The organism is Pseudomonas mediterranea CFBP 5447 (assembly GCF_000774145.1).
GTDB lineage: Bacteria > Pseudomonadota > Gammaproteobacteria > Pseudomonadales > Pseudomonadaceae > Aquipseudomonas > Aquipseudomonas mediterranea.
In genome coordinates, this window is record NZ_KN322985.1 from 777,163 (window position 1) to 801,363 (window position 24,201).

The 24,201-nt window shown below is 61.6% G+C and carries 29 protein-coding genes; 24 read left to right on the forward strand and 5 right to left on the reverse strand.

Annotated elements, in window-relative coordinates:
- Positions 1-387: 387 nt before the first annotated feature.
- A complete protein-coding gene (locus tag N005_RS15960) occupies positions 388-681 on the reverse strand; it encodes a hypothetical protein (protein WP_047702058.1) in 294 nt (97 codons plus the stop codon).
- Between N005_RS15960 and N005_RS15965 the strand changes: the two genes are divergently transcribed.
- The 4 genes from N005_RS15965 to N005_RS15980 all read left to right on the forward strand — a co-directional run bounded on the left by N005_RS15965 (position 680) and on the right by N005_RS15980 (position 2,546).
- Entirely contained in the window at positions 680-952 is a 273-nt protein-coding gene (locus N005_RS15965) for a hypothetical protein (RefSeq protein WP_047702059.1), read from the forward strand. The two genes, N005_RS15960 and N005_RS15965, sit on opposite strands and share 2 nt — an antisense overlap.
- Positions 949-1,263 (forward strand): hypothetical protein, encoded by a 315-nt coding sequence (locus N005_RS15970; RefSeq protein WP_047702060.1) that lies wholly within the window; start codon positions 949-951, stop codon positions 1,261-1,263. The genes N005_RS15965 and N005_RS15970 overlap by 4 nt, the downstream gene beginning before the upstream one ends.
- A gap of 91 nt (positions 1,264-1,354) precedes the next feature.
- The gene (locus tag N005_RS15975) at positions 1,355-1,702 is read left to right on the forward strand and encodes a hypothetical protein (RefSeq protein ID WP_047702061.1); all 348 of its coding nucleotides are present in this window, start codon (positions 1,355-1,357) and stop codon (positions 1,700-1,702) included.
- A gap of 28 nt (positions 1,703-1,730) precedes the next feature.
- Complete coding sequence (locus N005_RS15980; protein ID WP_047702062.1) at positions 1,731-2,546, forward strand: DUF2303 family protein; 816 nt, start codon at positions 1,731-1,733, stop codon at positions 2,544-2,546.
- A 39-nt stretch (positions 2,547-2,585) separates the two neighbouring features.
- Here the strand turns inward: N005_RS15980 and N005_RS15985 are convergent, their stop codons facing one another.
- Complete coding sequence (locus tag N005_RS15985; protein ID WP_047702063.1) at positions 2,586-3,287, reverse strand: hypothetical protein; 702 nt, start codon at positions 3,285-3,287, stop codon at positions 2,586-2,588.
- Between the two features lie 51 nt (positions 3,288-3,338).
- On the opposite strand from N005_RS15985, the gene N005_RS15990 reads away from it, so the two are divergent.
- The 14 genes from N005_RS15990 (at position 3,339) to N005_RS16055 (ending at position 12,918) form a co-directional block, all read left to right on the forward strand.
- Positions 3,339-5,048: a DNA cytosine methyltransferase gene (locus tag N005_RS15990; protein ID WP_047702064.1), complete on the forward strand. Its 1,710-nt coding sequence runs from the start codon at positions 3,339-3,341 to the stop codon at positions 5,046-5,048.
- Between the two features lie 44 nt (positions 5,049-5,092).
- Positions 5,093-5,674 (forward strand): phiTE_072 family protein, encoded by a 582-nt coding sequence (locus N005_RS15995; protein WP_047702065.1) that lies wholly within the window; start codon positions 5,093-5,095, stop codon positions 5,672-5,674.
- Complete coding sequence (locus tag N005_RS16000; protein ID WP_047702066.1) at positions 5,671-5,985, forward strand: DUF4406 domain-containing protein; 315 nt, start codon at positions 5,671-5,673, stop codon at positions 5,983-5,985. Before N005_RS15995 ends, N005_RS16000 begins: the two co-directional genes overlap by 4 nt.
- Before the next feature lie 131 nt (positions 5,986-6,116).
- Positions 6,117-6,440: a hypothetical protein gene (locus N005_RS27800; RefSeq protein ID WP_052126401.1), complete on the forward strand. Its 324-nt coding sequence runs from the start codon at positions 6,117-6,119 to the stop codon at positions 6,438-6,440.
- Positions 6,441-6,516: 76 nt separating this feature from the next.
- Entirely contained in the window at positions 6,517-6,846 is a 330-nt protein-coding gene (locus tag N005_RS16010) for a hypothetical protein (RefSeq protein WP_047702067.1), read from the forward strand.
- The gene (locus N005_RS16015) at positions 6,843-7,487 is read left to right on the forward strand and encodes an ASCH domain-containing protein (RefSeq protein ID WP_047702068.1); all 645 of its coding nucleotides are present in this window, start codon (positions 6,843-6,845) and stop codon (positions 7,485-7,487) included. The genes N005_RS16010 and N005_RS16015 overlap by 4 nt, the downstream gene beginning before the upstream one ends.
- Before the next feature lie 49 nt (positions 7,488-7,536).
- Entirely contained in the window at positions 7,537-7,764 is a 228-nt protein-coding gene (locus N005_RS16020; RefSeq protein ID WP_047702069.1) for a hypothetical protein, read from the forward strand.
- Positions 7,765-7,813: 49 nt separating this feature from the next.
- Positions 7,814-8,386 carry a hypothetical protein gene (locus tag N005_RS29695; protein WP_231983248.1) on the forward strand — a complete coding sequence of 191 codons (573 nt, stop codon included), beginning with the start codon at positions 7,814-7,816 and terminating at the stop codon, positions 8,384-8,386.
- A 38-nt stretch (positions 8,387-8,424) separates the two neighbouring features.
- The gene (locus N005_RS16030) at positions 8,425-8,667 is read left to right on the forward strand and encodes an excisionase (RefSeq protein ID WP_047702070.1); all 243 of its coding nucleotides are present in this window, start codon (positions 8,425-8,427) and stop codon (positions 8,665-8,667) included.
- Positions 8,648-9,757 carry a phage integrase Arm DNA-binding domain-containing protein gene (locus N005_RS16035; protein ID WP_047702071.1) on the forward strand — a complete coding sequence of 370 codons (1,110 nt, stop codon included), beginning with the start codon at positions 8,648-8,650 and terminating at the stop codon, positions 9,755-9,757. The genes N005_RS16030 and N005_RS16035 overlap by 20 nt, the downstream gene beginning before the upstream one ends.
- Before the next feature lie 50 nt (positions 9,758-9,807).
- Positions 9,808-10,170 (forward strand): ArsC family reductase, encoded by a 363-nt coding sequence (locus N005_RS16040; protein WP_047702072.1) that lies wholly within the window; start codon positions 9,808-9,810, stop codon positions 10,168-10,170.
- Between the two features lie 33 nt (positions 10,171-10,203).
- Positions 10,204-11,238: a 2,3,4,5-tetrahydropyridine-2,6-dicarboxylate N-succinyltransferase gene (gene dapD, locus N005_RS16045; RefSeq protein ID WP_047702245.1), complete on the forward strand. Its 1,035-nt coding sequence runs from the start codon at positions 10,204-10,206 to the stop codon at positions 11,236-11,238.
- A 73-nt stretch (positions 11,239-11,311) separates the two neighbouring features.
- Positions 11,312-12,517: an aminotransferase class V-fold PLP-dependent enzyme gene (locus tag N005_RS16050; RefSeq protein WP_047702073.1), complete on the forward strand. Its 1,206-nt coding sequence runs from the start codon at positions 11,312-11,314 to the stop codon at positions 12,515-12,517.
- Positions 12,514-12,918, forward strand: coding sequence for a SufE family protein (locus N005_RS16055; RefSeq protein ID WP_047702074.1), 405 nt, complete (start codon positions 12,514-12,516; stop codon positions 12,916-12,918). The genes N005_RS16050 and N005_RS16055 overlap by 4 nt, the downstream gene beginning before the upstream one ends.
- A 124-nt stretch (positions 12,919-13,042) precedes the next feature.
- On the opposite strand, the gene tcdA is transcribed toward N005_RS16055, so the two are convergent.
- Positions 13,043-13,861 carry a tRNA cyclic N6-threonylcarbamoyladenosine(37) synthase TcdA gene (gene tcdA / locus N005_RS16060; RefSeq protein WP_047702075.1) on the reverse strand — a complete coding sequence of 273 codons (819 nt, stop codon included), beginning with the start codon at positions 13,859-13,861 and terminating at the stop codon, positions 13,043-13,045.
- Positions 13,862-14,122: 261 nt separating this feature from the next.
- Between tcdA and dapE the strand changes: the two genes are divergently transcribed.
- From dapE to N005_RS16075, 3 genes are read left to right on the forward strand one after another with little or no spacing between them, the layout of a single operon-like run.
- The gene (gene dapE, locus N005_RS16065) at positions 14,123-15,274 is read left to right on the forward strand and encodes a succinyl-diaminopimelate desuccinylase (RefSeq protein WP_047702076.1); all 1,152 of its coding nucleotides are present in this window, start codon (positions 14,123-14,125) and stop codon (positions 15,272-15,274) included.
- Positions 15,274-16,083: a putative RNA methyltransferase gene (locus N005_RS16070; RefSeq protein WP_047702077.1), complete on the forward strand. Its 810-nt coding sequence runs from the start codon at positions 15,274-15,276 to the stop codon at positions 16,081-16,083. The genes dapE and N005_RS16070 overlap by 1 nt, the downstream gene beginning before the upstream one ends.
- A 48-nt stretch (positions 16,084-16,131) precedes the next feature.
- Positions 16,132-16,509 carry a hypothetical protein gene (locus tag N005_RS16075; protein WP_047702078.1) on the forward strand — a complete coding sequence of 126 codons (378 nt, stop codon included), beginning with the start codon at positions 16,132-16,134 and terminating at the stop codon, positions 16,507-16,509.
- A 147-nt stretch (positions 16,510-16,656) separates the two neighbouring features.
- On the opposite strand, the gene N005_RS16080 is transcribed toward N005_RS16075, so the two are convergent.
- A complete protein-coding gene (locus N005_RS16080; protein ID WP_003184959.1) occupies positions 16,657-16,866 on the reverse strand; it encodes a cold-shock protein in 210 nt (69 codons plus the stop codon).
- Positions 16,867-17,091: 225 nt separating this feature from the next.
- On the opposite strand from N005_RS16080, the gene plsB reads away from it, so the two are divergent.
- From plsB to N005_RS16095, 3 genes are read left to right on the forward strand one after another with little or no spacing between them, the layout of a single operon-like run.
- Positions 17,092-19,593 (forward strand): glycerol-3-phosphate 1-O-acyltransferase PlsB, encoded by a 2,502-nt coding sequence (plsB, locus tag N005_RS16085; RefSeq protein ID WP_047702079.1) that lies wholly within the window; start codon positions 17,092-17,094, stop codon positions 19,591-19,593.
- Positions 19,594-19,645: 52 nt separating this feature from the next.
- Positions 19,646-20,044: a YbaY family lipoprotein gene (locus N005_RS16090; protein WP_047702080.1), complete on the forward strand. Its 399-nt coding sequence runs from the start codon at positions 19,646-19,648 to the stop codon at positions 20,042-20,044.
- A 30-nt stretch (positions 20,045-20,074) separates the two neighbouring features.
- Positions 20,075-20,752, forward strand: a complete 678-nt coding sequence (locus N005_RS16095) for a DUF4197 domain-containing protein (protein ID WP_047702081.1) — start codon at positions 20,075-20,077, stop codon at positions 20,750-20,752.
- A gap of 382 nt (positions 20,753-21,134) precedes the next feature.
- Here N005_RS16095 and N005_RS16100 read toward each other — a convergent pair whose 3' ends face one another.
- On the reverse strand, positions 21,135-24,200 hold the full coding sequence (locus N005_RS16100; RefSeq protein WP_047702082.1) for an efflux RND transporter permease subunit: 3,066 nt from the start codon (positions 24,198-24,200) through the stop codon (positions 21,135-21,137).
- Position 24,201 lies beyond the last annotated feature (1 nt).

Genomic DNA, 24,201 nt, shown 5'->3' on the forward strand with positions numbered 1-24,201 from the left:
GCGGGGCTTTTTGTTGCTGGGCTGCTCATCAACAGCCTGGTGAACCGGGCCACCTGTTCCTACTACGGGTACCAGACGGACCGGGAAACCAAGTACGCCGCTTTCGTCGGCTGCATGGCAAAGGTCTCAGGCAACTGGGTCCTGCGTAGCGAGTTGAGGGCTGTTCAGTAACGGAACAACCAGCGCCAACGTCAGCCTGACGCAAACTGCCCGAGCACCTGGTCCTCCCCAGCACCAGGCCGCATCGGAGAGTGAGCGAAGCGTGCCCGAGCGGGCTGCAGCGCTAGGATCGCAAAGCCCCGTGAATGTCCTGGGCCGGTATGAGTAAGACGGCCAATACCAAAAACGCGGCGGGAAGCAAGCAGGCGTAGCGACCTGGTGCCTCGTTCACTCTCCGATGCGGACGAGAACACACCGGCCCAGGCCGGCACCTGCATTCCCAACCACGCGGAACGGAGAATTTGCAGCCATGTGAACGATATCGAAGACCTTCCAACGAAGGCACCTGGGGCTCACATACGGTGGCGTTTGTAAGTCCAAAAAAAGCCCGGTCTTGATCGGGCTTTTCATTTCTCGCCTACCGCCTTTATCCGCCAGCACTCTCCCCTGCACCCAACGGTAGCCGGCAGGCTGCGCAGAGTGCTGACGAATAAACGCAACCCATACCGAGGGATCAGCCATGCATCCATCCTTTCAAGAGCGCATCGACGAACTCGGTGTGCTGCTGCAACAAACCCAGGCCGCTCGTGCGAGCTTCTTTGATCGAATTGACCGGCCTGCGCCAGCAAAGCCGGTGCGCTACCAGGTTGCAGGGGACAGTATCGGGATGTACCAGATTGTCGACCTCACCACCGGTAAAACCCGAGCCTTCCGCGAAACGTACAAGGCTGCTCACGACCTCGCCCTCCAGTTCGAAGCGAAGGCAAACCGCCTTGCCGGAGGTACGCAATGATCGGCGAACCGATGCCCAACCCCCGGGACGCGATCATCCAGGACCTGAACCAGAGGCTGGAACAGTTCTTCGGCGGCGGGAAGACCATCCAGCAGATCGAAAGCGGTGTGAGCGCAGAGGCGCCCTTCTTCGGCACCACTGCTCACCACGCCAAGCTGCGGGCCCAGCGGGACAAGCTGGCACCAGCAGTACGAGAGCAGGCCGAAGCCGGCAAGACAGTCAGCGAGGCGGCCAAGGCTTTGAAGATGCACATCAAGCGCGTCCAGCTCATCGCCAGCGAAAACGGCTTCACCTTCGCCGAGCCGTCATGAAACGGATCAACAACCAGGTGCGCCAGCGCCTACGCCAGTCGCAACTCCACCTTCCACCCAGCGGCCTAAAGGCCAACCCGGAGCAAAAGCCATGTCCACCCCAACTGATACAGCCGAGTTCCTCGAGGAGCTGAATGGCGGCGCATTTGCGAGCCAGATCGGCCACGCCCTTTCCGAAGTTGCCGCCGGGGTAGTTGACCACGGCAAGACCGGAAAGCTGGTAATTACCCTGGACTTCAGCCAAATAGGTGAGTCCAGCCAGGTGAAGATTAAGCACAAGCTCGACTACAAAGTGCCGACCAAGCGCGGTACCCGCAGCGAAAACACCAGCCTGGACACGCCAATGCATGTTGGCTCCGGCGGCAAGATCACCCTCTTCGCGGAAAAGCATGACCAGCTCTTCACGCGCGAAGAAGCCCCCATCAAACCCCGCACCTGATTCCCCACCCCAACAAGGATTCTGACGAATGTCCCTGACCAAAGAAGCAGTTCAGCTCATCACCGATACCGCCCTGCAAGCCTCGGGCAAGGTGCTCCCCACCCAAACACCAACGGTGGTTCTGCCCGATGGTTGCCAGGTGGTAACCCTGGAAAAGTGGCAGGCCGGCCGTAGCCGTTTCCGCGGCATCTACTCCACCCATTCGCTCGCCGACTTCAGCGCCTACGTCGCCGACCGCGCGATCTCGACCGCCAAGGGCTTCATCGACCAGGACGAAATGACCTGCACGCTGTTGTTCAACCTGGGCACCGATGCGGAACCAGGTCATGCCGATGACCGCGCCGTGCTGAAGCTGAAAGCATCCGCTGGCTACAAGGCGGCACAATCCATTGGCGGCCGGGCCATGTCCCAGAAGGACCTCAGCGACTGGATCGAGGACTGGCACCAGTACCTGACCCCGGTGGACGATGAAGGCAAAGCGATCCCGGTGGCCAAGGCAATCGCCGCGGTTCGCACCATCACGGTCAAAGCTAGCAGCGAATCCGAAACCACTGTCGGCGACACCAGCGCCAGCCGCAGCGCCATGGACCAGATAGAGGCACGCAGCAAAGAAACGTTGCCAGCGGCGTTGTTGTTCAGTGTGATCCCGTTCGAGGGCCTGACCGAGCAGCAGATCAACCTGCGGATTTCGGTGATTACCAGCGGAGCAGTACCGGCACTGAAACTGCGTTGGGTCGGTGAAGAGGTTCAGCGCGAGGACATTGCTCAGGAATTCAAGACCGTGCTTCAGGAGAAAATCGGTACCAACGCAGCCTTGGCGCTGGGCGCATTCGATCCTAAGTGAAAAGGAGGCCGGGTGACCGGCCTCACATCCTAAAACCTCTTACCGGTTACTACTTCGGAGCATTTTCTTTTCCAAAGCCAAATCTGCGGCCAATGTAAGATGGTTTATCTCCTTCTCCATACGTCCTTCGGCATTAAAAAAACCAACCTTCGATAAATAGTCATGCACTTCGGCAATAGTTTGTGAAAACTGTTTCCTGGAAAAATTAGGTTCAGATGTATCCACCCACGAGAGGTAGGCTTTCGAACAACGGTTACACTCAAAATACAACTTAATAATACCATTATATTTTTTAGAAAAGTCGACACCCCATATTGCTCTCGCCTCTTGTAGAACAAGCAAAAAATCAATTTGCAGACTCTCCCTAATTTTTAATCGTTCGCCCATACGCTGGGAAATCTTATCCATTAACTCAGCACCGAGAGAATTTAATCCATATCCGTGCTGGTTAATCGAAAACTTTGCGTCTATCCAAGCCTCAAGCGAAGCCTCTTTTATTCTTAGCGCCAGCACAGCCACTTTTCGTGCTAGTTCAAGATCAGCTTGCCCACTAACTTGACGCCGCCAAAGCTCCACACCAAAAACAACGACATACACAGTAGCCGCAGATGAAAACATATCAAATAAATCATGGATACTATTAACTTCAAAAAAGCTGATATTCAGCGGAACCATTGCCCAAACAGCACCGCATCCGAATAACAAGAAACACCCTAGCCACACCATCCAATCGCGCCGCATCGCCCCGCCTCCCTTTTATCGATACCGGAACTATACCGGCGAGGATCCCCTATGTCCGCTCACCAGAAGAAACACCCCTTCGATTTCAAAACCCAGTATGGACTCAGCTTAAACCCTCAGGATGATGAGATCGTCGTCGACTTCTTTTGTGGTGGTGGCGGCGCCGGTACCGGGCTGGAGATGGGCCTGGGCCGCCCAGTGGCCGTGGCGAAGAACCACAGCCCTGCCGCGATCAGCATGCACACCGTCAACCACTCTGCCGCCCGCCACTTCACCACCGATGTTTTCGAGGGTGACCCGGACACCGAATGCGGCGGCCGGCCAGTGGGCTGGTTCCACATGTCGCCGGATTGCACGCACCACAGCCAGGCCGCCGGAGGCCAACCGCGCAAGCGTGAGATTCGCAACCTGTCGTGGATCGGGCTCAAGTGGGGCGGCAAGAAGAAACCCCGGGTGCTTAGCCTGGAGAACGTGAAGCAGATCCTTCAGTGGGGTCGGCTGATCGCCAAGCGCGACAAGGCCACGGGGCGGGTGGTGAAGCTCAACGGAGAGGTGGCGGCGCCTGGTGAGGTTGTACCGGTTGGCCAGCAGTTCCTGGTCCCGGACCCGAAACACCGCGGTCGGACCTGGCGCCGTTTCGTCGCCCTGCTGGAAGGCATGGGCTATGTCGTCGAGTGGAAGGTGATCAAAGCCTGTGACTTCGGCGCACCCACCAGCCGCGAACGGCTGTTCATGATCGCCCGGTGCGACGGTCAGCCGATCGTGTGGCCGGAGCCGACCCATGCGAAGAATCCAGGCAAGGGCCAGCAGAAGTGGAAGACCGCGGCCGACTGCATCGACTTCACCGACCTGGGCAAAAGCATTTTCGGCCGGAAGAAGGGCCTGGCCCCGGCCACCCTGCGCCGGGTTGCCAAGGGCATGAAGAAGTTCGTCATCGACAACCCGTCACCGTTCATTGTGCCGATGGTTGGGGCTGGTGGCCCGGAGTACTCAGGCAAGCCGGTGGGCATTGATCAGCCGGTGGGCACGCTGATGACACAGAACCACCGGACGGTTGCCACTGCCTTCATGGCTCAGATGAATGGCGGTTTCAACACCACCGACGCCAAAGGCATCGACGAACCGATGACGACGGTGACCAACACCGGCAGCCAGCAGCAGTTGGTATCCGCCAACCTGGTGCACCTGCGTGGCAACTGTGATGCGCGGGACGTCAACGATCCGCTACACACCGTCAGCGCCGGCGGCCAGCACCACGGGTTGGTGAGTGCCTTCATGGAGCGTGCATTCGGCGCCAGCGTGGGCCAGGGTCTGGAAGAACCCGCCCCTACCATCACTGCCGGCGGTGGCGGGAAAAGCTCTCTGGTGTCGCTGACGCTCTCGCCGGAGCACGAAGCCGGTGCCCTGCGTGTAGCTGCCTTCCTGATCAGCTACTACGGAACCGAAAACATCAGCGCCTGCGATGCTCCGGCGCCGACGATCACCACCAAGGACCGTCTGGCCATGGTCACCGTGATGGTGAAGGGCACTCCTTACGTCATCGTGGACATCTGCCTGCGGATGCTGAAACCGACCGAGCTGTACAAGGCCCAGGGCTTCCCTGCCGGTTACCACATCAGCCACGGCGCCGACGGCAAGCCATTCACAAAGACCCAGCAGGTCCACATGTGCGGCAACAGCGTCAGTCCACCGCCGATGGCAGCCCTTGCCCGCGCCAATGACCCGTGGCGCGTTGCCGATCGCCAAGCCGAAGCAGCGTAACTCCCCCACTCCACCGCCCGGGCCTGGCCCGGCAAGGACTCCCCATGCCTACAGAAAACAAACCGGCCGAGCCGCTGAAGGTTGAGCGCTCGACAGTCACGAAGCTGGTGATCACCGGCGCCCCGAACCTCGACCCGATAACCGTGTTCCTCGAAGACCTGGCGCTCTGCAAGGGAAAGATCACCGTCAGTTGCTGGGGCAAGAGCTGGATGGCCTACTGGGGCGGCATGTGGGAAGGCCACACCATCGCGCAGTTCTTCTGCGAACTGAACACCAGCTACATCATCGGCTACTTCGACCAGAACCTGCGGGCACGTCGGTTCAGCGGCGAAGCGCTGGCGAACGAGGCACGGCGCCTGGTGCTGAAGGAGCGCCGCCAGTTCATTCACGACGCACATTGCGCTCGCGAGCTGTTCGATGCCGCCGAAGATCTCCGCGACTCGCCCTCGATTGACCACCTCCATGGCGCGCACAGCGAGCTGATGACGACGCTTTTCGGTGACGAGTGGTGGCACATGACCAACGGCGCCACCGAGCCCAACCCGGACTGGACCTACCTGGAGCGGATCATCCTCGCGGTACAGCAGGCACTGCGCCAGGACCAGCCGCTGAAGGAGGCCGCATGAAGCGCATCTACCTCAGCGGTCCCATGACCAACATGCTGGACCTGAACTTCCCACTGTTCCACACCACAGCCGCGGCCCTTCGCGCTGCAGGCCACACCGTCATCAACCCTGCTGAGTTGAACCCGGAGCCAGGGACCTGGAGCGACTGCATGCGCCGGGACATCGCCGCCCTGATGGACTGCGACACCGTGGCCACCCTGCCCGGCTGGCAGGACTCCCGCGGCGCCAGCCTGGAAGTCCACATTGGCAAAGCGCTCGGCATGCGGGTTGTGAATGCCCATGATCTGGTATCGATGGAGATTGCAGGATGAGCAGATTCTGTTTTTGTAACTGCCCCGCCGGGTTTTCCGCTGCGCCTGAACGCCATGCACCTGACTGCCCTGGGCGGTGGGGCGTCGGCAAGGCGCCAACACCTGTCCCTGCCACCACGCCCAAGCCATCAATGTCCTCCGTCGAAGAACTTGACGCGGTGCTGCACTGGCGCGGCAAGCACGCTCAGGCAATCCGCGAGCGCGATGCGCTGCAGGTTCGGCTGAACGCAGTAACGCAGATGCATCCATTCGCTGAAAAGGTGATCCGCAAACTTGAACGCTTTCAAGAGTGTGCGGATGACGGCCAAGGTGCAGACATTGGGCGGCACTGGTTTGACCTGCTCACCCAGCTTGGCCTACTGAATCGTGTGCAGCGCAGCCCTGCACTGTGGGAAATGACTCAGCAAGGCGAAGATGCCCTTGAGCTGTCGCGGCAGAGCGCCAAATCCCGATAGGAGTACATTTGTACTCCACCCCTCTATAACCCCTTCCCCTATCAAGCCTGCCCATGCGGCGGGATGGAGATTGCTCGTGCTTGAAGAAATAAAATTGATCCGACCAGCCCCGGTCGTCCGCGATGAATACGGCATGTTCGCCCACCCCGATATGCCCGACTTCGACGAGGGCGACGGTGATAAGTGCAAGGCCTGGGTAGCGGAACAGGGTCTGCAGGTGAAGATGGTCAGCCTCGAGTACCACAGCGATGAGGCGATCTCGGAACGCTACTTCGAATCAGGCGATCCTGACTTCAGCTATTGGGAGCCGGATCGTCCCGACGGTGAGGGCTGGTTCTGCCTGGCTATTCACGATACCGACGACGGCCCCGTCTGCTGGTGGGCACGCCGCGAGGTGACTCCATGAACCAGATCAAGGAACGACCAATCCTGTTCTCTGCGCCGATGGTGCGCGCCATTCTGGATGGCCGGAAGACGGTCACCCGGCGGCCAGTTAAAGGCGCCGGCCTGAAATGGCTGGAAGACTTCACGCCCGAATACGTAGCGGACCCAGCGAACAGCCTCTGTCCCTACGGCAAGCCCGGCGACCGGCTGTGGGTGCGCGAAACCTGGGTGGCCGACGCCCAGGTTGATGCAGTCCCACCGCGAGACCTGAGCCGAGGCGAGCCGATCCGGTACCCAGCAGACGGTTCAATCCGGCAGGCTGGGTGTTCAATGATCAAGCCAGGCAGAGCGCGCCCGAGCATCCATATGCCGCGCTGGGCGAGCCGCAGCCTGCTGGAGGTCACAGACGTCCGCGTCGAGCGGCTGCAGGACGGTGCTGGCGAGACATCATTCGAAAGCCGCTACATCGCCGAGGGTATCAACCGCATCCACCAAGGAGACGGCGAGTACGCCTTCCACCCATTCAAATCAGAACCAGGCCCTGGCAACTGGACAGACCCATTCGACGCTTGGCGCGAGTTGTGGGTGCCGATCAACGGCTCCGCGTCGTGGAACGCCAACCCCTGGGTCTGGGTCGTCGAGTTCAAGAGGGTTCAGCCATGATCCTCCCCCTGCTCTACATGGCCTGGCTGGTGTACAGGGGGCCGAGGCCATGAAGCCGCGCGCAAGAACAACCACCGGTGCAAAAGTGACTATCACGCTCGAGCTTTCCAATCTCGGGAGCTGGGGCCCCGACTGCACCACAGGCCAAGTTCATGACCAGGCCAGAGAGGCGGCGATCGGCAGGCTCAACCGATTGTTCAAGGATCACCTGGACACAACCAAGATCGTCGGCCAGGTCAAGGTCGAAGCCATCACAACCGACCTCGAGCGTCGATAACCCCACTCCCCCTACATGCCTGCCGGCGAACGGCGGGCGAGGAATTCCTATGTCTCGAAATATCAAAACCCGTGAAGGCTATGAATTCTGGGATCGCCTCAACGCCATCCCGCACTACGGTTTTCTGCTGAACCAGCATGGCAACGGGGTGATCCGGGCAGAGGGCATCGGCGACTGGATCGAACGGCATCCCGCTCAGGTGATCGTCGATGATGCCCAGACCGAAGTGAACGTCTTGCGTGAAGAGAACGCCAAGCTGCAGGCCGAGGTCACCGCGCTCAGCAAGAACGTCGTCGAGTTCACCCGCGAGGACTTCGACGCCACGCTGAACAACCTTCGCCGGATGGGAGCCAGCGTCGACGGCGACAACGCCTACAAGCGGGACCTGTGCGACATGATCATCGGCTCCTTGGCCCTAGGCGCGCAGAACAGCAACCCGCCGCCCGCCGGGCATTGGGGCCAGCAGTTCTGGGATATCGGTCGGGAAGAGCGTGCGCTAAGCGACGAGCTCGTCGAAGTGTTGAAGGGGGTCCTGAAGCGCTGCGAGGGCATGGGCTATGTAGGCGTCGATGGCCAGTACCTGAAAGTCGTCCGCGCAGCTATCGATAAAGCCACCCAATAACCACCTTCTGCCGCCACGCGCGGCATGGAGCATCAAGCATGGCGAAAGTCACCCTGGATGAATGGGCAGCGGCCGAGTTCAAGACGCCGCCCAGCCCCAACACCTTGCGAAAATGGGCACGAGAGGGCCGGATCGCTCCGGTACCGGTCAAGCACGGGCGCAACTACTATGTAGAATCCGACGCCCACTACCAGGAACCTGACCAGCAGCCCGGCCGGATCGTCGGTGGCACGCTGATCAGCAGAATAGAGAGAGCACGCAATGGCGCCCAGGCCGCGTAACACCGGGTCGAAGGATCTTCCGCCCAATCTCTACCGCAAGACAGACGCCCGCAACGGCGTCACCTATTACACATACCGCGACCCGATCAGTGGTCGCGTGTTTGGCCTGGGCAAGGACAAGGAGGCAGCCATTCGAGAGGCTGTCGCCGCCAATCACGCCGACGCAATCAAGCCGACACTGTCCGAGCGAATCAGCGAGCCGGTGCAGGCGCCAGCCGTGGGCAAGCTGTTTTCTGAATGGCTCGTCGAGTATCGCGAGCTGTACGCGGAAAGGAAGCTCTCAGCCAGCAGCAACAAAAACGTGGGCATGAGGATCAATCGCCTGAACGACATGTTCGGAACGAAGGGAATAAAGGAAATCACAACGATGGATGTGGCCGACTACCTGACGGGAATGGCCAAAGACGGGAAGGCACAGATGTCCAGGGCGATGCGCTCGCTGTTGCGAGACGTCTTCGCCGAGGCTCAGGCGCGGGGATGGGTCGGCGCCAACCCGGTCGAGGTGACCAAAGCGGCGAGGGTGAACATCAAGCGCGAGCGGCTGACGTTGGAGCTGTGGAAGGCGATCTACGAGGAAGCCACGAAGCCATGGCTGCGGCGGGCAATGGAGCTGGCGGTGCTCACCGGGCAGCGGCGGGACGATATCGCCTCGATGCTGTTCAAGGATGTGCATGAAGGGTTCCTTCACGTCGTCCAGTCCAAGACAGGCGCCCGGCTTCGCATCAGTACAACCCTGCGCCTGGAGTCCGTTGGCCTGGACTTGGCCGCAGTGGTGAAACAGTGCCGCGATCGCGTTCTGTCACAGCACCTGGTGCATCACGCCCAAGCGGCGGGCAGGGCCAAGGCCGGCCAGCCAGTCGTGCTGGACACTCTCAGCTCTGCATTTGCCGAAGCCCGGGACAAGGCAGCCGTGAAGCTGGGGATAACTTTTGGTCGTCAGCCGCCGTCCTTTCATGAGCAGCGGTCGCTTGCCGCGCGGCTTCACGAGATCGAAGGGCGCGATGCCCAGAAACTGCTCGGCCACCGTTCAGCCGCAATGACCGATCTATACCGCGACAGTCGAGGCGCTGAGTGGATCGACGTGGCATAATCCCCGGCTGAGTTTTGGGGCGATATTGGGGAAGTTTTGGGGAGGATTTTATGCCCAATGAAAACAAGCACTTACGGCTTTACGGCATCAAAGCCTGCGACACCATGAAAAAGGCGCGCACCTGGCTCGATGACCACGCTGTGCGCTACGACTTTCACGACTACAAGACCGCCGGCATCGACCGTGAGCACCTGACCCAATGGTGTGACGAGCATGGCTGGCAAGTGGTGTTGAACCGGGCCGGTACGACCTTTCGCAAGCTCGACGACGAACGCAAAGCCGATCTCGACCAGTCGAAAGCCATCGAACTGATGCTCGCCCACCCCTCGATGATCAAGCGCCCGGTGCTGGATCTCGGTGACCGTACCCTGATTGGCTTCAAGCCTGATATCTACGCGGCAGAAATCAAATAAACCTGCCCAGTCCATTTTGTTGAGGTAATGTTCATGTCCACTACCCTGTTCAGCCTGGCCTTCGGCGTCGGCACCCAAAACCGTCAAGGCGCCTGGCTGGAAGTGTTCTACGCACAGCCACTGCTCAACCCGTCGGCCGACATCGTCAAGGCCATCGCGCCGATCCTGGGCTACAGCGAAGGCAACCAGGCCATCACCTTCACCACCGCCCAGGCTTCGCAATTGGCCGAAGCCCTCAAGGGTGTCGATGCCGCACAAGCCGCATTGCTGACACGCCTGGCCGAAAGCCACAAGCCGCTGGTCGCCACGCTGCTGGCTGAAGATGCGCAACTGAGCTCCACCCCCGAGGCCTACCTCAAGCTGCACCTGCTGTCCCACCGCCTGGTCAAGCCCCATGGCCTGAACCTGGCCGGCATTTTCCCGCTGCTGCCGAACGTGGCCTGGACCAGCCAGGGCGCGATCGATCTCAGCGAACTGGCCGAGCACCAGCTCGAAGCCCGCCTGCGTGGCGAGCTGCTGGAAGTGTTCTCGGTGGACAAGTTCCCGAAAATGACTGACTACGTGGTTCCGGCCGGCGTGCGTATCGCCGATGCCGCACGGATCCGCCTGGGCGCCTACGTGGGCGAAGGCACCACCGTGATGCACGAAGGTTTCGTCAACTTCAACGCCGGCACCGAAGGCCCAGGCATGATCGAAGGCCGTGTGTCGGCTGGCGTGTTCGTCGGCAAGGGCTCGGACCTGGGCGGCGGCTGCTCCACCATGGGCACCCTGTCGGGGGGCGGCAACATCGTAATCAAGGTCGGTGAAGGCTGCCTGATCGGTGCCAACGCCGGTATCGGTATTCCGTTGGGCGACCGCAACACCGTGGAATCGGGCCTGTACGTGACCGCCGGTACCAAAGTCGCGTTGCTCGATGAAAACAACCAGCTGGTCAAAGTGGTCAAGGCCCGCGACCTGGCCGGCCAGCCCGACCTGCTGTTCCGTCGCAACTCCGAAACCGGCGCAGTGGAATGCAAGACCCACAAATCGGCCATCGAGCTGAACGAAGCACTGCACGCGCATAACTAAGCCGCTTCACCGTCACCTGTGGGAGCAAGCCCGCTCCCACAGGATCCGGCGTAACCCAGCAGGGCCTGAAAGCATGTTGATTCCATCCCCCTGGCGTGCCGATTTCCCGGCCATCGCCGCCCTGCAACGGCAAGGCCAGACCTACCTGGACAATGCCGCCACCACGCAAAAACCCCAAACCCTGCTGGATGCCCTGGCACATTACTACGCCAACGGCGCGGCCAACGTGCACCGTGCGCAACACCTGCCGGGCGCCCATGCCACCCAGGCGTTCGAAGACAGTCGTCTCAAGGTGTCGCAATGGCTCAATGCGGGGGAATGCGGGCAGATCGTGTTTACCCACGGCGCCACGTCGGCGCTGAACCTCCTGGCCTACGGGCTGGAACACTTGTTCAATCCAGGCGATGAGATCGTCATCAGCGCCTTGGAACACCACGCCAACCTGCTGCCCTGGCAGCAATTGGCCGAGCGCCGTTCGTTGACGCTGGTGGTGCTGCCGCTCGACGCCCACGGCGTCATCGACCTCGACGCCGCCGCCGACCTGATTGGCCCGCGTACGCGCTTGTTGGCGGTGAGCCAATTGTCCAACGTGCTTGGCACCTGGCAACCCTTGCCGGCGCTCTTGGCACTGGCCAAGGCCCAAGGCGCCTTGACCGTCATCGACGGCGCCCAGGGTGTGGTCCACGGCCGTCACGATGTGCAGGCCCTGGGCTGCGATTTCTATGTATTTTCCAGCCACAAGCTCTACGGGCCCGAAGGGCTGGGTGTGTTGTTCGGCCGCAACGAAGCGCTGCGCGAGCTGCGTCACTGGCAGTTCGGTGGCGAAATGGTGCAGCAGGCCGACTACCACAGCGCCACGTTCCGCCCGGCGCCCCTGGGTTTCGAAGCCGGCACTCCGCCGATCGCCAGCGTGATCGGCCTGGGGGCGACCCTGGATTACCTGTCCGGCCTCGACGCACAAGACGTCATTGACCACGAGGCGGCATTGCACGACTACCTGCTCCACGGCCTGCTGGCGCGCAACGGCGTGCGCCTGGTGGGCAATCCACGGCTGGCACTGGTCAGTTTCGTAGTGGACGGCGTGCACAACGCCGACCTCGCTCATCTATTGACCGAGCAAGGCGTTGCCGTGCGCGCCGGGCATCACTGCGCCATGCCGCTGTTCAAGCATCTGCAGCTGTCGGGAGCGATCCGGGTATCGCTGGCGCTGTACAACGACTCCGCCGACATCGAGCGCTTCTTCGAAGCTCTGGATCAGGCCCTGGAGATGCTGCGATGAGCCTGCCCGCCGATGCCGCCGCAGCGCTGCAAGTCTTCCAGGACGCCTCGGGCTGGGAACAACGCGCCCGGCTGCTGATGCAATGGGGCGACCGCCTGCCGCCGTTGAGCGAGACGGACAGATGCGACGCCAACCTGGTCAATGGCTGTGAAAGCCAGGTATGGCTGGTGGGCCGATTGCAGGATGGACACTGGCAGTTTGCTGCCGGCAGCGATGCGCGGTTGATTCGCGGGTTGGTGGCGCTGTTGCTGGCGCGGGTCAATGGCTTGTCGGCCGAAGCGTTGAAGCAGGTGGATTTGCCAGGGTGGTTCAATCAGTTGGGGTTGTCGCGGCAGCTGTCGCCGTCGCGCAGTAATGGCTTGAATGCGGTGTTGCAGCGGATGGTTGAGCTGGCGCAATAACTGTGGCGAGGGAGCTTGCTCCCGCTCGGCTGCGAAGCAGTCGCCTTGAGTTCAGACAATTGACGCCGCAATGGAGGGCCGCTTCGCGGCCCAGCGGGAGCAAGCTCCCTCGCCACAATAACGCTCACTGCCCAGGCTTGGCCCTATCCGCCGGCCGTCGCACACCCGCAACGATCTTATCCACAGCCTTGGTCGCCGCGACCATGCCGAACGTCGCCGTCACCATCATCACCGCGCCAAACCCGCCGGCGCAGTCGAGTTTCACGCCGTCGCCGACGAAACTCTTCTGCAAGCAAATGCTGCCGTCCGGTTTGGGGTAACGCAGTTGTTCGGTGGAGAACACACAGGGCACGCTGTAGTGACGGGTCACGGTTCGAGAGAAGCCATAGTCGCGGCGCAGAGTCGAGCGCACTTTCGAAGCCAGCGGATCGTTGAAGGTACGGTTCAGGTCGCAGACCTGGATCAGCGTCGGGTCGATCTGCCCGCCCGCGCCGCCGGTGGTGATGATCTGGATCTTGCGGCGCTTGCACCAGGCGATCAGCGCCGCCTTGGCGTTGACACTGTCGATGCAGTCGATCACGCAGTCGATGTTCGGCGTGATGTATTCGGCCATGGTGTCGCGGGTGACGAAGTCCGCCACGGCGTGCACCGTGCAATCGGGATTGATCCCGCGCAGGCGCTCGGCCATCACCTCGACCTTGGGTTTGCCGACGGTGCTGTCCAGCGCGTGCAACTGCCGGTTGGCGTTGCTGACGCAGACGTCGTCCAGGTCGAACAGCGAAATCTCGCCCACGCCACACCGGGCAATGGCTTCCGCCGCCCAGGAACCGACCCCGCCCACCCCGACAATCGCCACATGGGCCGCCCGCAGGCGTTCCAGGCCTTCGAGGCCATACAAACGGGCGATGCCGGCAAACCGTGGATCTTCTGTACTCATGACCATTACCCCAAAAACCGGCGCGCATTATAGGGCACCGGAAAACCATTGTGGGAGCGAGCCTGCTCGCGATGGCGGTGCTTCAGTCAATATCACCGCACTGATCCTCCACCATCGCGAGCAGGCTCGCTCCCACAGGTTTTGTGCTCCAGCCGATAGACACTGGGGCCAACGATTGTGGTTTTGCTATAAGATAACCGCCATTTTGCGGGGAGCCTGCCCGCTTCAGCATTCGCCTTGCGCTCACACTATATTCCCGGAGTTTCCATGACGGCCCACGCCGACCTCTCGCCGACCCTGCAACTCGCCTGCGACCTGATCCGCCGTCCGTCCGTGACGCCGGTGGATGCCGATTGCCAGAAACTGATGATGCAGCGCCTCGGCGATGCGGGTTTCAAGCTCGAGCCGATGCGCATCGAGGATGTGGATAACTTCTGGGCCAGCCATGGCAAGCACGACGGTCCGGTACTGTGCTTCGCCGGGCACACCGACGTGGTACCGACCGGTCCGGTGCAAGCCTGGCAGCTCGATCCATTCGACGCGGTGATCGACGATGAGGGCATGCTGTGTGGCCGTGGCGCGGCCGACATGAAGGGCAGCCTCGCGGCGATGGTGGTGGCGGCTGAGCGCTTCGTCGCCGATTACCCGGACCACAAGGGCTCGATCACCTTCCTGATCACCAGTGATGAAGAAGGTCCGGCTCACCACGGCACCAAGGCCGTGGTCGAGCGCCTCAAGGCCCGCCAGGAGCGCCTGGACTGGTGTATCGTCGGTGAGCCGTCGAGCACCACCCTGGTAGGCGACGTGGTCAAGAACGGTCGTCGCGGCTCCCTCGGTGCGAAGCTGACCGTGCGCGGCAAGCAAGGCCACGTGGCCTACCCGCACCTGGCGAAGAACCCGATTCACCTGGCGGCTCCGGCGCTGGCAGAACTGGCCGCCGAGCATTGGGACCATGGCAACGATTTCTTCCCGCCCACCAGTTTCCAGATCTCCAACCTCAACTCCGGCACCGGCGCGACCAACGTGATCCCGGGGGACCTGGTGGCGGTGTTCAACTTCCGTTTCTCCACCGAGTCCACTGTCGAAGGCCTGCAACAGCGCGTCGCCGACATTCTCGACAAGCATCAACTGGACTGGCACATCGACTGGGCCCTGTCCGGCCTGCCGTTCCTCACCGAGCCGGGCGCGCTGTTGGACGCCGTGTCGTCGAGCATCAAGGACGTGACCGGTCGCGAAACCCAGGCCTCCACCAGCGGCGGCACCTCCGACGGTCGTTTCATCGCCACCATGGGCACCCAAGTAGTGGAACTGGGGCCGGTCAACGCGACCATCCACCAGGTCAACGAACGCGTGCTGGCGGCCGATCTCGATGTGCTCACCGAGATCTACTACAAGACGCTGATCAAGTTGCTCGCCTGATGCTCGCGTGTCCGATCTGCAGTGAACCGCTGAACGCGGTGGACAACGGCGTGGCCTGCCCGGCCGGGCATCGGTTCGACCGCGCCCGCCAGGGCTACCTGAACCTGTTGCCGGTGCAGCACAAGAACAGCCGCGACCCCGGCGACAACCAGGCCATGGTCGAAGCCCGCCGCGACTTCCTCAACGCCGGACACTACGCCCCCGTCGCCCGCCGCCTGGCCGAACTGGCGACTGAGCGTAACCCCGGTCGCTGGCTGGACATCGGCTGTGGCGAGGGCTATTACACCGCGCAGATCGCCGACGCGCTGCCCGCTGCCGATGGTTATGCCCTGGATATTTCCCGCGAGGCGGTCAAACGCGCCTGCAAACGCAATCCACAGCTGACCTGGTTGATCGCCAGCATGGCGCGGGTGCCGCTGGCGGACGGCTGCTGCCAGTTCCTGGCGAGCGTGTTCAGCCCACTGGACTGGCAGGAGGCCAAGCGCCTGCTCAGCCCCGGTGGTGGCCTGATGAAAGTCGGCCCCACCCGCGGTCACCTGATGGAGTTGCGCGAACGCCTGTACGACGAAGTGCGCGAGTACACCGATGACAAGCACCTGGCCCTGGTGCCTCCGGGCATGGCGCTGGCGCACAGCGAAACCCTGGAATTCAAGCTGGTCCTCGAACACGGCCAGGACCGCGCCAACCTGCTGGCGATGACGCCCCACGGCTGGCGCGCCAGTGCCGAGCGCCGCGCCAGCGTGATCGAGCAGGCCGAGCCGTTCGAAGTCACGGTGTCGATGCGCTACGATTATTTCGTTCTTCAATAACCGATCAAATCCGCGAATGGATTTTTCAAGACCGCAGTGAGGATATCCATGCGCCAACCCGATATCGAGATCTACCTCAAAGACGCTGACGTCGACCACAAGGCCATCGCCGCCTGGCTGAGCCAGGCGCTGGGCCCGTGCAGCGAGTGGACCCAGAAAGGCCAGACCTACAAGTGCAAGGCCGGCGACATCCCGGTGACCTGGCTGCCCAAGGCCGTGGGCAAATGGAACAGCCTGTACCTGGAAAGCGACCGGACCCCATGGGATGACGACATCGCCTGCGCCCGCGCCGCGTTCGCCGCGTTGAATGTCGAAGTGCGCTGTGCCCCCGGCTCGTGGGTGGAAGAGGAAGGTGAGGAATCCGCCGATCGCTGGATTCGCATCAGTGCCGATGGGGAAGAAGAGATTACCTGGAAGACGGCCTGACTCGAGTTCAGGCCCTCAAAAGATCCAAATGTGGGAGCGAGCCTGCTCGCGATAGCGGTATGTCAGTCGATTTGTATTGCCTGATATACCGCTATCGCGAGCAGGCTCGCTTCCACAAGGGGTTTGCAGTGGTTTTGGAAGAGTGGATTACAACCCCACCACATCCTCAGCCTGCAAACCCTTCTGCCCTTCCACCACCGCATATTCGACCTGCTGGCCTTCGGTCAACGAACGGTGGCCCTCACCGCGGATCGCGCGGTAATGCACGAACACATCCGCCCCACCTTCGCGTTGGATGAAGCCGTATCCCTTGGCGTCATTGAACCACTTCACATTGCCGGTCTCGCGTGCAGCCATGATGCTCACTCCCATTTCTTATTGTTAAGTCGGCTTCTGTCTGCCAAAGCCGTACGAACCTTCGCCACCGTCTGGCCGTCCAAGGGGAGGCCGGGGCAGTAACCTGCCGAGTATATGACACCGGGAAAAACTCTCAACTGACTTTACTTCGGTGCTTTTTTGCCGATTTTCGACGAATCCGGCACACTAGCGACCGTTTATCCTATTCACTCACGCAGAAGCCGTATGACCCGCTCCCCGTTCCGCCGTCTGGTGTTTGGCACCCTGCGCCGGCTGTTGTACCTCTGGGTTCGCTCCGAGACGATCAACCAGTCGTCCTTCACCCTCAACCTCGACCGCAGCCGTCCGGTGTTCTACGTCCTGCAAGATCCCTCGCTCACCGACCTGGCGGTACTCGACACCGAGTGCACCAAGGCCGGCCTGCCCCGCCCGGTGCTGCCCGTGTCGGTGGGCAACCTGCTGGAATCGGCGGCATTCTTCTACCTGACGCCGGCGCCGGATTGGCTCGGACGCCAGGACAAGCGCGGCGCGCCACCGACCCTGACGCGGCTGGTCAACGTATTGACCCACGACGCCGCCGAAGACGCGCAGATCATCCCGGTCAGTGTGTTCTGGGGCCAGTCGCCCGACAGCGAATCCAGCCCGTGGAAACTGTTGTTCGCCGACAGCTGGGCCGTCACCGGACGCCTGCGTCGCCTGTTGAGCATCATGATCCTGGGACGCAAGACCCGCGTGCAGTTCTCTGCGCCGATTCATCTGCGCAACCTGATCGAGCACGACAAAGGCCACGAACGTACCGTGCGCATGGCCCAGCGGATCCTGCGAGTGCATTTCCGCAACCTGAAGGCGGCGGTCATCGGCCCCGACCTTTCTCATCGACGCAACCTGGTCAAGGGCCTGGTGAACCAGCCATTGGTCAAGCAAGCGATTGCCGACGAGGCCGAGCGGGAAAAAATCTCGGCGGAAAAAGCCAAGGCCCTGGCCCTGCGCTACGGCAACGAAATCGCCTCGGACTACACCTACACCGCCATTCGTTTCCTGGAAGTGGTGCTGAGCTGGTTCTGGAACAAGATCTACGATGGCATCAAGGTCAACAATATCGAAGGCGTGCAAAACATCGCCCCGGGCCATGAAGTCATTTATGTGCCGTGCCACCGCAGCCACATCGACTACCTGCTGCTGTCGTACCTGCTGTTCCGCAATGGCCTGACCCCACCGCATATCGCCGCCGGCATCAACCTCAACATGCCGGTGGTCGGCAGCCTGCTGCGCCGTGGCGGGGCGTTCTTCATGCGCCGCACCTTCAAGGGCAACCCGCTCTACACCGCCGTGTTCAATGAGTACCTGCACACATTGTTCACCAAGGGCTTTCCGGTGGAATACTTCGTCGAGGGCGGTCGTTCGCGCACCGGACGCATGCTGCAACCCAAGACCGGCATGCTCGCCATCACCTTGCGCAGCTTCCTGCGTTCGTCGCGCACGCCCATCGTGTTCGTGCCGGTGTACATCGGCTATGAGCGAGTGCTGGAAGGCCGTACCTACCTGGGTGAGTTGCGCGGGGCCAGCAAGAAGAAGGAGTCGATCTTCGACATCTTCAAGGTCATCGGCGCCCTCAAGCAACGCTTCGGCCAGGTGGCGGTGAACTTCGGCGAACCGATCAAACTGGCTGAGTTCCTTGATGGCGAACAGCCGGATTGGCGTCAGCAGGAACTGGGGCCGCAGTTCAAACCGGCCTGGCTCAATGCGACCACCCATCGCCTGGGTGAGCGCGTGGCCCGGAACCTGAACGAAGCCGCCGCCATCAATCCAGTCAATCTCGTGGCCCTGGCGCTGCTGTCCACCAGCCGCCTGGCACTCGACGATCAGGCCATGGCCCGGGTGCTGGACCTGTACCTGGCGTTGTTGCGCAAGGTACCGTATTCGCCCCACACCACCTTGCCCGCGGGGGACGGCCGGGCGCTGATCGAACACGTGAAAGGCATGGACCTGCTGTCGGAACAGAACGATGCCCTGGGCAAGATCCTGTACCTGGATGAGCAGAATGCGGTGCTGATGACCTACTACCGCAACAACGTGCTGCACATCTTCGCCCTGCCGGCGTTGCTGGCGAGCTTCTTCCAGAGCACTTCGCGCATGAGCCGCGAGCAGATCCTGCGCTACACCCACGCCTTGTACCCGTACCTGCAATCGGAGTTGTTCATTCGCTGGTCACTGGAACAACTGGACGACGTGATCGACCAGTGGCTCGAAGCGTTCGTCGAACAGGGCCTGCTGCGTTTCGAAAATGACCTGTACTTGCGTCCGGCCCCGAGTTCGCGGCACTTCGTGTTGCTGACCCTGCTGTCCAAGAGCATCGCCCAGGCCCTGCAACGCTTCTACATGACCGTTTCGCTGCTGCTCAACAGTGGCCAGAACAGCATCAGCGCCGAAGAACTGGAAGACCTCTGCACCGTCATGGCCCAGCGCCTGTCGATCCTGCATGGCCTGAACGCACCGGAATTCTTCGACAAGACCCTGTTCCGCCATTTCATCCAGACGATGCTGGACCTCGATGTTCTGCGCCGGGACGAAGCCGGCAAGCTAAGCTATCACGAACTGCTGGGCGAACTGGCCGAAGGCGCCGCCAAACGGGTGCTGCCGGCGGAGATTCGTTTGTCGATCCGCCAAGTGGCGTTGCATCGCAGTGAAGATGCGGCGGATCAGGTTGCTCCGGTGACCCTGGATTGATTCCCACCGGCGCCAGGCTGTTCCCTGGCGCCTTTGACCAAGGAATTGCGCCATGAAAAAAATGATCCTGCTGGCCGTCGCCGCACTGCTCGGCGCCTGCTCCAGCGCGCCGCTGGCGAGCAAGCACCACCTCGACGGTGAAGTGTTCTACCTGCAACGCATCGCCTTGCCACCCACCGCAGTCCTGAGCGTGAGCCTGCAGGATGTGTCCCTGGCCGATGCTCCGGCGGTGGTGCTCGATCAGCAGAGCGGTCCGGTCAAAGGACAGGTCCCGCTGCCATTCCACCTCAGCTATGATCCGTCCCAGGTCAAACCCGGCCATCGTTATGCCGTGAATGCCCGCATCGAAGTGGACGGCCAGTTGATGTTCATCAGCACCGAACAACACTCCGTGCAACTCGATGGCAACGATCCGCAGCCGTTGAAGATCCGCGTCAACCCTGCTCGTTGATCCCTTTCAATTCATTTCAAGGACGCTGTCATGCTCCGCTCTACTCTACTGCTCGCCGGCCTGCTGGCCTGTGCCAATGCCATGGCCCTGTCCCTGGGTGACCTGTCGCAAAAAGATGCCACGGGTGGCCTCAAGGACGCCTTGACCCAGGGCGCCCAAGTGGCGGTCAAGCAATTGGGCACGCCTGGGGGGTTCAGCAACAACCCGGAAGTGAAAATCGAACTGCCGGGTAAACTCGGCAAAGTCGCCAGCAAGATGAAAGCCTTCGGCATGGGTGATCAGGTCGATCAACTGGAAGCCAGCATGAACCAGGCGGCCGAGACGGCCGTGGTCCAGGCCCAGCCGATTCTGGTCAACGCCGTGAAGAACATGAGCGTGGACGACGCCAAGGGCATCTTGAGCGGTGGCAACGACTCGGCGACGCAGTACCTGAACAAGAGCAGTCGCGAGCAGATCCGCGCCAAGTTCCTGCCCATCGTCAAGCAAGCCACCGACAAGGTCGGCCTGGCCCAGAAATACAATGCCTTTGCCGGCCAGGCCGCGACATTCGGCGTATTGGACGCCAAAAGCGCCAACGTCGAAAACTACGTGACCGAGCAGGCATTGGACGGCTTGTTCGAAATGATCGGCAAGCAGGAAGCCACGATTCGCCAGAACCCGGCGGCCGCGGCTACCAGCCTGGCGAAGAAGGTGTTTGGCAGCCTCTGAATGCGGTAAACAATTGTGGGAGCGAGCCTGCTCGCCATAACGGCTGCCGCCATGACCTCTTCATTGGCTGTCATACCGTTATCGCGAGCAGGCTCGCTCCCACATTGTTTTGCGGTGGACGGCGAATCTGCGATCAGCCCGGACCCTGTGGGAGCCGGGCTTGCCCGCGACGACGGTGGCACAGACCGCATCGATGCAAGCTGATCCACCGCTATCGCGAGCAGGCTCGCTCCCACATTGTTTTGCGGTGGACGGCGAATCTGCGATCAGCCCGGACCCTGTGGGAGCCGGGCTTGCCCGCGACGACGGTGGCACAGACCGCATCGATGCAAGCTGATCCACCGCTATCGCGAGCAGGCTCGCTCCCACATTTGCCTCTCAATCAGGTTTTCTTGACCCTGAACCAAGCCGCGTACAGCGCCGGCAGGAACAGCAGCGTCAACGCCGTCGCCACGATCAACCCGCCCATGATCGCCACCGCCATCGGGCCGAAGAACAGGCTGCGCGACAGTGGAATCATTGCCAACACCGCCGCCAGTGCGGTGAGCACGATCGGACGGAAGCGTCGCACCGTGGCTTCGATGATCGCCTGCCACGGTGTCAGCCCTGCCTCGATGTCCTGTTCGATCTGGTCCACCAGGATCACCGAGTTGCGCATGATCATGCCCGACAAGGCGATGGTGCCCAGCATGGCGACGAAACCGAACGGCTGGCGGAATACCAGCAGGAACAGCGTGACGCCGATCAGCCCCAAAGGCGCCGTCAGAAACACCATGGCCGTGCGTGAGAAACTGCGCAGTTGCAGCATCAGCAAGGTCAGCACCACTACGATGAACAACGGTACCCCGGCGTTCACCGACTTCTGCCCTCGGGTCGAATCCTCGACCGTGCCACCGACCTCCAACAGGTAACCGTCCGGCAACTCCGCGCGAATCGGGTCCAGGGTCGGGAAGATCTGTTGCACCAGGGACGCCGGTTGTTCCTTGCCATAGATATCGGCCCGCACCGTCACGCTGGGCAGGCGATTGCGATGCCAGATCACGCCTTCTTCAAAGCCGTACTCCAGCGTCGCGATCTGCGACAGCGCGACACTCTGGCCATTCTCGGTAGGCACCGCCAGGCTCGGCAACAGCGTCAATTCGGTGCGCTCGTGCACGGTGCCACGCAAGAGGATCTCGATCAGTTCGTTGTCCTCCCGGTACTGGCTGACGCTGGAGCCGATCAGGGAGCTTTGCAGGAACTTCGACAGGTCGGCGGTGCTCACGCCCAAGGCCCGGGCGCGCTCCTGGTCGACGTTCAGGTACACGACTTTGCTCGGTTCTTCCCAATCCAGGTGCACGTTCGTCACGTAGGGGTTTTCGCGAACCTTCGTCGCCACTTTCCGCGCCAGGGCGCGGACTTCTTCAATGTGCTCGCCGGTCACCCGGAACTGCACCGGATAACCCACGGGCGGGCCGTTTTCCAGACGCGTAACCCGGGAGCGCATGGTCGGGAACTGTTCGTTCAGGGTACTGATCAACCAGCTGCGCAGGGGCTCACGGTCTTCGATGGTCTTGGCCAGCACCACGAATTGGGCAAAGCTCGGTGCCGGCAGCTGTTGATCCAGCGGCAGGTAGAAACGTGGCGAACCGGTACCGACATAGGCCACGTAATTGTCGATGCCCGGATGGCCCTTGAGCATCGCCTCCAGGCGCTTGACCTGTTCGGCTGTGTTGCTCAGGGAGGCGCCTTCCTCCAGCTTCAGATCGACCATCAATTCCAGTCGCCCCGACGCCGGGAAGAACTGCTGCGGGACAAAACGGAACAGCATCACCGAGCCGATGAATAACAGCACGGTCAGGGCGATGACGGTTTTGCGCCGCCGCACACACCACTCCACCAACCGCCGGACCCGTTGGTAGAACGGCGTGCCGTAAGGGTCGGGCTGACCGTGACCGGTGCCGTGCTTGGCTGCATGAATTTTCGCCAGGTCCGGCAGGAGTTTTTCCCCCAGGTAGGGCACGAACACCACCGCAGCCACCCAGGAGGCCAGCAACGCGAGGGTCACCACCTGGAAAATCGAGCGGGTATATTCGCCGGTACCCGATTGCGCCGTGGCGATCGGCAGGAAGCCCGCCGCCGTGATCAACGTACCGGTGAGCATCGGGAATGCCGTGCTCGTCCAGGCGTAGCTGGCCGCCTTGATCCGGTCGAAGCCCTGCTCCATCTTGATCGCCATCATCTCCACCGCAATGATCGCGTCGTCCACCAGCAACCCGAGCGCCAGCACCAGCGCGCCCAGGGAAATCTTGTGCAGGCCGATCCCCAGGTAATACATCGCCGCGAAGGTCATCGCCAGCACCAGCGGAATCGCCAGGGCGACCACCATCCCGGTGCGCAGCCCCAGGGAAAAGAAGCTCACCAGCAAGACGATGGTCAAGGCTTCCACCAACACCTGGACGAACTCACCGACGCCGGTCTTCACTGCCGCCGGCTGGTCCGACACCTTGCGCAACTGCATGCCGGCCGGCAGGTTGTTCTGGATCCGGGCAAACTCGGCTTCCAGCGCCTTGCCCAGGATCAGGATGTCGCCCCCCTCCTTCATCGCCACGGCCAGGCCGATGGCATCTTCACCCATGAAGCGCATGCGTGGCGCCGGTGGCTCGTTGAAGCCACGACGTACGTCCGCCACGTCATCGATACGGAATGTGCGATCGGCGACCCGGATCGGGAAGTTGCGGATCTCTTCTACCGTCTGGAAATTGCCCGATACCCGTAGCTGCAAACGCTCGCTACCGGTCTCGAAAAAGCCTGCGGTAGAAACTGCGTTCTGCTTTTCCAAGGCCTGCTGAACCGCCGACAAAGGCAGACCGAGGGTCGCCAGCTTGACGTTCGACAGCTCGATCCAGATTTTCTCGTCCTGCAGGCCGAGCAACTCGACCTTGCCCACATCCTTGACCCGTTGCAGCTGGATCTGGACGCGGTCGGCGTAATCCTTGAGCACCCCGTAGTCAAACCCATCGCCGGTCAGGGCGTAGATGTTGCCGAAGGTGGTACCGAATTCATCGTTGAAGAAAGGCCCCTGGACACCCTGGGGCAAGGTGTGGCGGATGTCGTTGATCTTCTTGCGGATCTGGTACCACAGCTCGGGGATCTGCGCCGAATGCATGGAGTCCCGGGCCATGAAAGTCACCTGGGACTCGCCCGGACGAGAAAACGAAACGATTTTCTCGTAGTCGCCGGTCTCCATCAGTTTCTTTTCGATGCGTTCGGTGACCTGGCGCGACACCTCTTCAGCCGTGGCCCCCGGCCAATTGGTACTGATGACCATGGCCTTGAAGGTGAACGGCGGGTCTTCGCTCTGACCCAACTTGGTGTAGGAAAGCGCGCCGACGATCGCCAGCAACAGCATCAGGAACAGTACGATCTGGCGATTACGCAACGCCCATTCGGAAAGATTGAAGCCCATC